This window comes from bacterium (assembly GCA_030654305.1).
Taxonomy (GTDB): domain Bacteria; phylum Krumholzibacteriota; class Krumholzibacteriia; order LZORAL124-64-63; family LZORAL124-64-63; genus PNOJ01.
Genome location: JAURXS010000089.1, coordinates 1 through 9,538 on the forward strand (window position 1 = coordinate 1; position 9,538 = coordinate 9,538).

At 71.0% G+C, this 9,538-nt stretch carries 9 protein-coding genes; 7 read left to right on the top strand and 2 right to left on the bottom strand.

Going from position 1 to position 9,538, the window contains the following annotated elements; genetic code table 11:
* The 5 genes from Q7W29_02370 to Q7W29_02390 form a co-directional block, all read left to right on the top strand.
* Positions 1–574, top strand: a 574-nt coding sequence (locus tag Q7W29_02370) for an aldehyde dehydrogenase family protein (GenBank protein MDO9170656.1), incomplete at its 5' end; no start/stop codon positions are given.
* A complete protein-coding gene (locus tag Q7W29_02375; GenBank protein MDO9170657.1) occupies positions 571–1,197 on the top strand; it encodes a DUF3365 domain-containing protein in 627 nt (208 codons plus the stop codon). The genes Q7W29_02370 and Q7W29_02375, both read left to right, overlap by 4 nt.
* Before the next feature lie 28 nt (positions 1,198–1,225).
* Positions 1,226–2,299 carry an AI-2E family transporter gene (locus Q7W29_02380; protein ID MDO9170658.1) on the top strand — a complete coding sequence of 358 codons (1,074 nt, stop codon included), beginning with the start codon at positions 1,226–1,228 and terminating at the stop codon, positions 2,297–2,299.
* 102 nt (positions 2,300–2,401) lie between these two features.
* Complete coding sequence (locus Q7W29_02385; GenBank protein ID MDO9170659.1) at positions 2,402–3,328, top strand: PDZ domain-containing protein; 927 nt, start codon at positions 2,402–2,404, stop codon at positions 3,326–3,328.
* A 106-nt stretch (positions 3,329–3,434) separates the two neighbouring features.
* Positions 3,435–4,010 (top strand): hypothetical protein, encoded by a 576-nt coding sequence (locus tag Q7W29_02390; protein MDO9170660.1) that lies wholly within the window; start codon positions 3,435–3,437, stop codon positions 4,008–4,010.
* Here Q7W29_02390 and Q7W29_02395 read toward each other — a convergent pair.
* Together Q7W29_02395 and Q7W29_02400 are read right to left on the bottom strand one after the other, a co-directional pair.
* A complete protein-coding gene (locus tag Q7W29_02395) occupies positions 3,998–4,705 on the bottom strand; it encodes a class I SAM-dependent methyltransferase (GenBank protein ID MDO9170661.1) in 708 nt (235 codons plus the stop codon). The two genes, Q7W29_02390 and Q7W29_02395, sit on opposite strands and share 13 nt — an antisense overlap.
* The gene (locus tag Q7W29_02400; protein ID MDO9170662.1) at positions 4,702–6,036 is read right to left on the bottom strand and encodes an ATP-binding protein; all 1,335 of its coding nucleotides are present in this window, start codon (positions 6,034–6,036) and stop codon (positions 4,702–4,704) included. Before Q7W29_02400 ends, Q7W29_02395 begins: the two co-directional genes overlap by 4 nt.
* A 241-nt stretch (positions 6,037–6,277) precedes the next feature.
* Here Q7W29_02400 and Q7W29_02405 point away from each other — a divergent pair, with 241 nt between their 5' ends.
* Both Q7W29_02405 and Q7W29_02410 read left to right on the top strand, forming a co-directional pair.
* Positions 6,278–8,749 (top strand): S49 family peptidase, encoded by a 2,472-nt coding sequence (locus Q7W29_02405; protein MDO9170663.1) that lies wholly within the window; start codon positions 6,278–6,280, stop codon positions 8,747–8,749.
* Positions 8,750–8,870: 121 nt separating this feature from the next.
* On the top strand, positions 8,871–9,538 hold a 668-nt coding region (locus Q7W29_02410), incomplete at its 3' end, for a hypothetical protein (protein ID MDO9170664.1).

Below are 9,538 nucleotides of genomic sequence, written 5' to 3' on the forward strand. Positions count from 1 at the left end.
TACCCTGTACGACGAGTTGCGCGACCGCCTGGCCGCGGCCGCCCGCGAGCTGGTCATGGGCGACCCGCTGGACGAGGCCACCTTCCTGGGCCCCCTGATCAGCGAGGACGACGCCGTGCGCGTCGCGGCCTGGGTCGACGAGGCCACGGCCGCCGGCGCGCGCCTGGTCTGCGGCGGCGAACGACGCGGCCCGTTCTACACCGCGACGCTGCTGGAGAACGTGCCCCGCGGGCTGCCCGTCTCCTGCCGCGAGGTGTTCGGCCCGGTGGTGGTGCTGGAGCGCTTCACCGACTTCGCCGACGCCGTCGCGCGCGTCAACGATTCGGAGTATGGTCTGCAGGCCGGCGTCTTCACGCGCGACCTGGGCCGCGCCCGCTTCGCCGCCGAGGCTTGCGAGGTGGGCGGCGTGGTGATCGGCGACGTGCCGAGCTTCCGCGTCGACAGCATGCCCTACGGGGGCGTGAAGCGGTCGGGCTTCGGCCGCGAGGGCGTGCGCTTCGCCATGGAAGAGATGACCGAACTGCGTCTGACGGTGTTCAACGACAACTACCTGCGACCCGGGGGTGCGACATGAGGTTCCTGACCATCCTGACCCTGCTGGCGACGCTGGCCATCTGCGGCTGCGGCGACAAGGGCAAGCAGCAGACGCCCGCTTCGCAGACACCTGCTGCAACCGCCACGGCCGCGGACGACCACGCCGCCGAACTGACCGCCTGCCGCACGGCCGTCGACCGGCTGGGCCAGGCCCTGCGCGGCGCCCTGCAGGAGGCCATCGCGGCGAACGGCGCCATCGGCGCCCTGGAGGTCTGCAACGTCGAGGCCCTGCCGCTGGCCAAGACGATCAGCACCGAGGAGGGCGTGATCATCGGGCGGACCAGCCTGCGCGTCCGCAACCCCGCCAACGCCCCCGACGACTGGGAGCAGGCGCGCCTCGCGGAGTTCGCGACGCGCAAGGCGGCCGGCGAGGACCTCGGCGCGATGGAGGTCTGGGAGGTCGTCGACGACGACGCGGGCCACAAGACCTTCCGCTACCTGAAGGCCATCGGCACCGCGCCGATGTGCCTGCAGTGCCACGGCGGCGAGCTGGCGCCGGACGTGGCCGCGGCCGTGAAGAAGCTGTACCCGGACGACGCCGCGACGGGCTTCGCCGTCGGCGACCTGCGGGGCGCCTTCACCGTGAGCAAGCCGCTGAGCTGACCGCCGTACCTGATCCGTTCGGAGGGCCATGGAACGCGACCGTTTCCAGAAGATCTTCCTGCTGCTGCTGGTGATCGCCGTCTCGGCGCTGTTCGCCCGCATGCTGAAGTCCTTCCTGCTGTCCATCCTGCTCGCGGCGATCTTTGCCGGCCTGGCCCGCCCCCTCTACAACCGGCTCCTGGCCTGGATGCGCGGGCGCAAGGTGCTGGCCTCGCTGACGACCCTGCTGATCGTGTTCCTGGTCGTGGCGGTGCCCCTGGGCGCGGTGCTGGGCGTGGTCGCCTCCCAGGCGCTGCGCATCAGCGAGACCGCCATCCCCTGGGCCCAGCAGCGGCTCGCCGAACCCGACGCGATGGCCCGCCTGCTGGCCTCGATGCCCTTCCAGGCGCAGATCGAGCCCTACCGCGAGCTGCTGCTGACCAAGGCCGGCGAGGTCGTGGGCTCGGCCGGCGCGCTGCTGTTCCAGAGCGTGAGCGCCATGACCCGCGGCACCATCAACGCCCTGCTGCAGCTGTTCGTCCTGCTGTACTGCATGTACTTCTTCCTGATGGACGGCCCGTCCCTGCTGCGCCACGCCATCTGGTACCTGCCCATGCAGGAGAAGGACGAGCGCCGGCTGCTGGACCGCTTCACCTCGGTCACCCGCGCCACCATCAAGGGGACGCTGCTGATCGGCCTGGCGCAGGGCGTCCTGGCCGGCCTCGCGTTCGCGGTCGCGGGCATCGAGGGCGCCGTGTTCTGGGGCACGGTCATGGTCGTGACGTCGGTGATCCCGGGCGTGGGCGCGGGCCTGATCTGGCTGCCCGCCGTCCTGATCCTGCTGGTGACCGGCGAGACGGCGCGCGGCCTGCTGCTGGGCGCCTTCTGCGGCCTGGTCGTCAGCAGCATCGACAACCTGCTGCGGCCGCGCCTGGTCGGCCACGACACCCAGCTGCACGAGCTGCTGATCTTCTTCGGGACCGTCGGCGGGCTGCTGCTGTTCGGCATGTCGGGGTTCATCGTCGGGCCCATCGTGGCCGGCCTGTTCGTGTCGGTCTGGGACATCTACGGCACCGCGTTCCACGACGACCTGCAGAACACCGGCCCCCCCGCGGACGCCTGATCCGCTGGGAACCAGCGGACGCCGCGGGTTGTTGGATCCGCCTGGAATCGGCGATTCCGGGCCCGGCCGCGCCGGGCCCCACCCCTGACAAGGAGCCCCGTCATGATCCGCCCCCTGACGACAAAACCCTGGCTCGCGAGCCTGGCCCTGGTGGCCCTGGCGCTCACCCTCTCGGTCTCGGTCGCCCTGGCCGACGACGGCAAGACCGTCAAGGTCCGCACCATCGTCCTGACGGACGACGACGCGGCCGGCGGCGACGAGAACCTGCGGGTCGAGGTGAAGAAGGAAGACGGCAAGACGCACCTGAAGGTCTGGAAGGTCGAGGACGGCAAGGAGGTCCTGGTCGAGGACCGCGAGCTCGGCGACGAGGAGGCCCTGAAGGTCGCCGGCCGCAGCATCATCGTCCTGGACGGCGAGGACGTCGCCCTCGGCGACGAGGAATACAAATTCTTCAAGCGCGGCGACGGCGACGAGGATTTCTGGGCGCAGCTCGGCGAGGGCGACGCGACCTGGACGGCGGCCGGCGGCGGCGCCTGGCTGGGCGTGCAGGTGCGCGAGCTGGGCGAGCAGCTAGGCGCGTACTTCGGCGCCAAGGACGGCGGCGCCCTGGTCGAGTCCGTGGTGGAGGATTCGCCGGCGGCCAAGGCCGGCTTCCAGGCCGGCGACGTGATCCTCACTCTGGGCGGCGAGCCGGTCGCCGACCCCGACGACGTCATCACGACCGTGCGCGGCATGGCGAAGGGCGACCAGCTCGAGGCCAAGGTCCTGCGCAAGGGCAAGGAGATGACGCTGAAGGCCGAGCTGGCCGAGCGCGAGGGCGGCGCCGCGGTGGTCCGCTCCCTGGGCATGGCGCCGCACGCGATGCAGATGCGCAAGTTCCGCTCCGGCGGCCCCGAGCACGAGGAGATCAGGCGCCTGCACCGCGAGCTGGCCCCGGGGACCGATGAAATCGAGAACCTGCACGCCGACATCGCCGAGCTGCGCGCGATGATCGACGAGCTGCGCGAGAAGATGGCCCAGCAGAAGTGACGGCGCGCTCCCGGTGGCCGGGAGCGCCAACCCATCGACGGCCGAGCCGCGCGGCGGCGTCCCTCCCCGGGGTCGCCGCCGCGTCGCGACGGGAGGCGCGGAGTCCATGCCCAGGCTGCACGAGCGCCTGCAGGAGAACCGCCGCCGCTGGCCGCTGAGCTGCGCCGTCGCGCTCGTCCTGCTCTGGTTCGGCGGCCAGTTCGCGGCCGACCTCTACCCCCGCGGCCGCCTGCACGTCCAGCCGCCGCCCCGGCGCCCGGCGCGCGTGCTGAACGTCCTGCCCCCGCTGGTGATCATGCCGGACGAGGCCGTCCCCCTCACGACGCTGCAACCGGTCGGACCGCTGCGGCCACGACCCGCCGACACCGCGGACTTCTGGAGCAGCCTGGTGATCGTCCCCGACGACGCGCTGCTCGCACCGCCGCCCGTCACGCCGCCGCCGCCGCTGCTCACCGACCCGCGCCTCTCCTGGTGGACGCTGCCGGCCGACACCTCGCGCGCCGCGCTGCTGCGTGCCTCGGCCCTGCTGCAGGGGAACGACTTCGCGGACTGGCAGCGCTGGGGCGCGGCGCTGAACCACGGCTGGCGCGCGGGCAACCACGAGGCCCGCAAGCGCACGATCTTCGGCGAGGATTGGCTCGAGGCGCAGCCCCTGAAGGAGGAGCCGGCTCAGCGGCGGTGAACCAGCCAGACGCTGCCGCCGCCGCCCGCCGGGTAGGGCGCGCGGGCGAAATCGGCGAAGTGCCCCTTCACGTCGAAGCCCGCCGCGACGAAGTGGTCCCGCCAGGCCGCCGCGGTGCGCGGGTAGAGTTCGACCTCGCCGGCGAACAGCGTGCGCCCCTCCACGACCAGCCGCGTCAGGAAGCGGGTCCGCTCGGGACCGAGGTCGCGGTACTCCCGCGCGAAGACGGCGCCGCCGCCCAGGTCGAGGTCGGCGAAGCGATGGAACGTCTCGCCGGCCAGCGCGTCCCAGTCGACGGTCTGCACGACCAGCGGCGCGCCGGGCGACATGCGCGCGGCCAGGTCCGTCAGCCAGCCGGCCGTGCCCTCGTCGTCGACGTGGGAGGCGACGTTGCCGATGCAGTAGGCGGCGTCCCAGCTGCCGGGCAGCGCCGACAGCGCGGCCAGGTCGCCGACGTGGAAGGGAATGCCGGGGTAGCGGCCGCGGGCGGCGCGGATCATCCCCACGTCCAGGTCCAGGCCCTCGGGCTGGCGGTCGGCGGCGGCCAGGCGCCCGCAGTGGTGCCCCGGCCCACAGCCGAGGTCCAGCACGCGCGCGCCGGGCGGCACGGCGTCCAACAGGAAGGCCACCGCCGGCTCGCGCACCGGGAAGACCTTCTCGTAGTGGTCGGCGAAGGCGGTGTAGAAGGACGTCATCGCGGGTTCGCTCCCGACGTTTCCGGTGGTCCATCGAGATCGAGCAGGAAGCGCCAGGCTGGGGTCACCGAAATGATACCTGTTCCGGTATCGATCCGCTCGTCGTCATGCCTGGTCACGATGTAACCGGCATCGAGACCCAACTCGCTCATCGCCTCGACCAGGGCTGCCGTTTCCCGCTTCCGCGTCGACGGATCGGCAAGGGATTCGCACACCTGGACCAGCAGCCGCGAGCGGCCGCGGCGCGTCACGATGAAATCGACTTCACGGCCCGACTTCGTCCTGTAGTAATGGAGATCCTGGTACGTTCGGCGGAGCGCCGTGAACACGAGGTTCTCCAGCAAGTGCCCGGAGTTGATCAGGATCCCCGAGGACACCGAAGCCACCAGGGCGTGGTCGATGCAGTACACCTTCTTGGGATTGGTGTTGCTGCGCGCCAACGACGCGTCGAAGACCCGCACGGTGAACAGGAAGTAGGCGTCCTCGAACCACTCCATGTAATCCGCGACCGCTGCTTTCGGCACCTTGTGGCCGAGCGATTTGAGGTATCCGGTCAGCCTGTTGACGGAATACCGCGACGCCGTGTTGTCGACCAGCCATCGGGCCAAGTCGGCGACGGCTTTCGGGTGCGGGACGTCGTGCCGCTCCACCAGATCGCGGAACAGGATGGTATGGAAGTACTCCTGATGGATCCTGATCCGCAGGTTGCGGTCGAGCCCGACAGTTTCCGGGAATCCCCCAGTTTCCCAGTATTCCTCGAAGGCGTTGCGGATCCGGAGCCGGTTCTTCGTCGAGAGCGCCGCACGGTTCGCGATGCCTTTGGCATCGAGGAATTCGCGGAACGAGAAGGGAAACATCTCCCAGGACAGCGCTCTGCCCCGCATCTGGGTCGCGATCTCCCGCGACAGCATCTGCGCCGAGGAACCCGTCAGGTACACCACGCACCGCTCGGTGCGCAACACGCGGTCGATGAACGGCTCCCATCCGTCGACTGCTTGGATCTCGTCGAAGAAGCAATAGATCGTCTCGGTGTTCTTCTTGTCCGGATAGAGAGAGTAGTACGCCTCGGTGATCAGCGAGATGTTGTCATGGCGCAGGAAGTGCAGCCGGTCATCGAACAGGTTCAAGTACAGGATGTTCCGGCGCGATACGCCCTCGTCCAACAGCCCTTGGATGACCTGGAACAGATACGTCGACTTGCCGCTTCGCCGCACGCCGATGCACACGGCGGCCTTGCCGCGCACGGGTTCGATGCGCAGGTGCCGGGACACCCCGGTCTGCAACTCGGATTCCTGGAAATCCAGGATGAGCGATTGCAGCGTCCCGAACATCTCCTCACTCCTGGTCATAATTATTACCGGTATTCCTTTAAACTGGTCATTATTATAGCCGGTTTGGCGAAAGCCGTCAACCGGCGCCTTGGGGATCGCCTGTTGGCTTGCACGTATCGGGACGTTATGCTCCCGCCGGTCACAAGTCCCCATCGACCGAACCGAGGAGAGCGCCGTGCGCATCCGTTCCGTTCCGACCATCCTTTCGGCCCTGCTTGTCTCAATCACCACATGCATCGCGATGACTCCGTCCGTGGTCGCCGGCCCCCCACCCACGGATCCCCAGGTCGACTTCCCCTACCTCGCCCTGCCCCCCTCGGCCTCCGGCGGCGCCGCCGGCGCCTTCGCCAACCCGGCCGCGTGGGCGGCGGCGGACCGCGCCTCGGCCGCCTTCTGGTGGACCGACCCCGCCGGCCGCGGCGACCGCTTCGACGATTGGGGCTTCAGCTGGGGCCACCGCCTGGGCCTCGCCGCGCAGCACCGCAGCTTCGACGCCCCGGGCGGCGAGCGCGGCGCCACGGACTGGCAGCTCGGCTTCGCCTTCGGCGACGGGCGCAACCACACCGCACTGGCCTACCGCTGGAGCGGCGGCGACGACGAACTGCGCCGCGAGAAGGCCTTGGTCTTCGGCCACCTCCTGCGCCCCGGGCGCGCCCTCGCGCTGGGCGTGACCGGCATCGAGTCCCTCGAATCCGACAGCCGCGCCGCCCTGGCCGACGTTTCGTTGCGACCGCTGGGCACGCCGCTGCTGACCGTCTTCGCCGAATACGCGCTGTCCGACGGGAAGAACTGGGACGACGACGTCGCCGGCCTGGGCCTGGCCGTCCAGCCGCTGCGCGGCCTGCGGCTGGGCCTGCGCGCCCGTGAGCGCGACGGCGACTGGAACACGACCTGGAGCCTGGGCGTGACGCTGAACGGCCTGGGCCTGGGCGTCCTACCCGCCTTTGACGACGGCGGCGAGCGCACGGGCACGACCTGGCTCGTGGAATCCGACCCCCCGCGCGCGCCGCTGCCGCGGGGCCTGCTGCCGAACCCGCTGGCGCGCGCCGCGCCGCCGCGCGTCGCGGTCCTGAATCTCGAGAACAAGGTGCTGACCTACCAGAAGCCGCGCCTGTTCGACGACACCCGCATCGCCTGGCTCGACCTGCAGCGCATGCTGGACGCCGTGCGCGACGACCCGCGGCTCGACGGCGTGGCCGTGAACCTGGCCGGCCTGCGCGGCCGGCCGTCGCTGCTGTGGGAACTGCGCGAGCGCCTCGCCGATCTGCGGGCGCGCGGCAAGACCGTCGACGTGCACCTCGACCGCGCCGGCATGCTGCTCTACCCGGTCGCCGCGGTGGCCGATCGCCTGACCATCGACCCCGAGGGCGGGCTCGAGCTGCCCGGCGTCGAGCTGAGCCGCACCTACCTGCGCGGCCTGCTGGAGAAGCTGGGCCTGGGCTTCGAGGCCCTGCAGTACTTCGACCACAAGACCGCCGTCGAGGTCCTCTCGCGCACCGACATGTCGCCCGCCGACCGCGAACAGCGCGGCCGCATCACCGACGTCATCTACGAGTGGGCGCGCGCGGCCACGGCCGAGGGCCGCCGCCTCGAACCGGCCGCCTTCGATTCGATCGTCGACGACGAGGTCATGCTGTCCGCCCAGCGCGCCGTGGCCCTGGGCCTCGCCGACAGCACCGCCCGCTGGCACGACCTCTCCGAGCGGCTGCAGCAGGACCGCGGCGCGGTCCTGGCCGGCGTCGACCCGCAGTTGCTGCGCGACCACCCCGACGACCGCTGGGGCCGCCGGCCGGCCGTGGCCGTGGTCTTTGCGGTCGGCGAGTGCGCCATGGACACCGGCATCAGGGGCCGCAGCACCGCCGCGGCCCTGCACGCCCTGGTCGGCGACCCCGACGTCAAGGCGGTGGTGCTGCGCGCCGATTCCCCGGGCGGCGATCCCCTGCCCAGCGACCTGGTGGCCGGCGCCATCCGCGCCCTGCGCGACGCCGGCAAGCCGGTCGTGGTCAGCCAGGGCGACGTCGCCGCCTCGGGTGGCTACTGGATCAGCATGAACGGCACCGAGATCCTCACCACGCCGCTGACGATCACCGGCTCGGTCGGCGTGATCTCCGGCTGGCTCTGGGACGAGACGATGCACGAGAAGGCCGGCGTCGCCGCCGACGGCGTCGCGCGTGGCCGCCACGCCGACATGAACCGCGCCGTGCGCTACCCGCTGGGCTTCGACGTGCCGGCGCGGCCGCTCTCGCCGCAGGAATCGGGCCTGGCCCGCGAGCGCATCCTCGAGATGTACGACCGCTTCGTGGTCGCCGTCGCCGCCGGCCGCGGCCTCGACGAGGCGCGGGTGCGCGAGATCGGCGGCGGCCGCGTCTGGATGGGCGCCGACGCCGTCGAGCGCGGCCTCTGCGACGGGATCGGCGGCCTCGGCGACGCCATCGCCCGCGCCCGCGAACTGGCCGGGATCGCCCCGGACGAGCCCGTCCGGCTGCGGGAGTTCCCGCCGCGTCCCTTGCTGGAGCTGCCGAAGCTGGGCCTGCCGCTGCCCGGGATGGCGCTGAACCTGGCGTGGCCGCGCCCGCACGTCGTGGCGGCGCCGCTCGAGGCGCCGGCCGACCCCGGCCTGGAGTTCCTGCGCCTGGTCGGGGAGTCCCGCGGCCGCCCGCAGGCGCTGCTGCCGCCCGACGCGCTGCCCGACGGCTGGCGCGGCGAGCCCTGACCCGATTCCGCGGGCTGCTTGATCTCGCGGGGCCGATGGCGCATACTTCGCCGCCGGCGCCGCAACCGCCCGCCGCACCGTCACGACCCGGCCCCGGCCGGAGCAGAGGAAGGAAACGGACATGAAGAAGCTCAGGCTCTTGGCAATCGTGGTCCTCGTCGCGGCCATGGCCGGCTGCGTGCAGATCAAGATGGCGACCGACATCGCCAAGGACGGCAGCGGCACCTACACGATGACCTATTCGGTGTCGCAGGAAGTGGAGCAGACCCTCGCCGAATTGAGCGCGCTCGGCGGCGAGATGGCCGCGGAGATGGACGAAGCTCCCGACTTCGCCGACTTCGACCGCGACGAGTTCGCGGCCAAGATCGGCAAGCACGGCGTCAAGCTCGTCTCGTACGCCAACGACGTCGTGGACGGCCGCCGCAACGTCGAGATGAAGCTCAGCTACCCGGACCTGGAGTCGTTCTCCGAGGGCGTCGGCGGCACCTTCGGCGGCAGCGGCCTGAAGATCATCAAGCACGGCGACGGCAACTACGAGCTCGCCTCCTACGAGCTCCCGACTCCCGAGAAGTCGGACGCCGCGAAGGACGCGGCGCAGGAAGACATGAACGCCGCCATGCAGAACGCCGCGAAGTCCATGGAACTGATGGGCCGCCTGATGGCGCACATTTCCGAGATGTCCATGGCCGTCGCCATCACGCTGCCCGGCGACGTCGTCGAGAGCAACGCCCACCGCGTCGAGGGCCGCACCTGCATCTGGGAGATCAACGCCAACAACATGATGCAGGC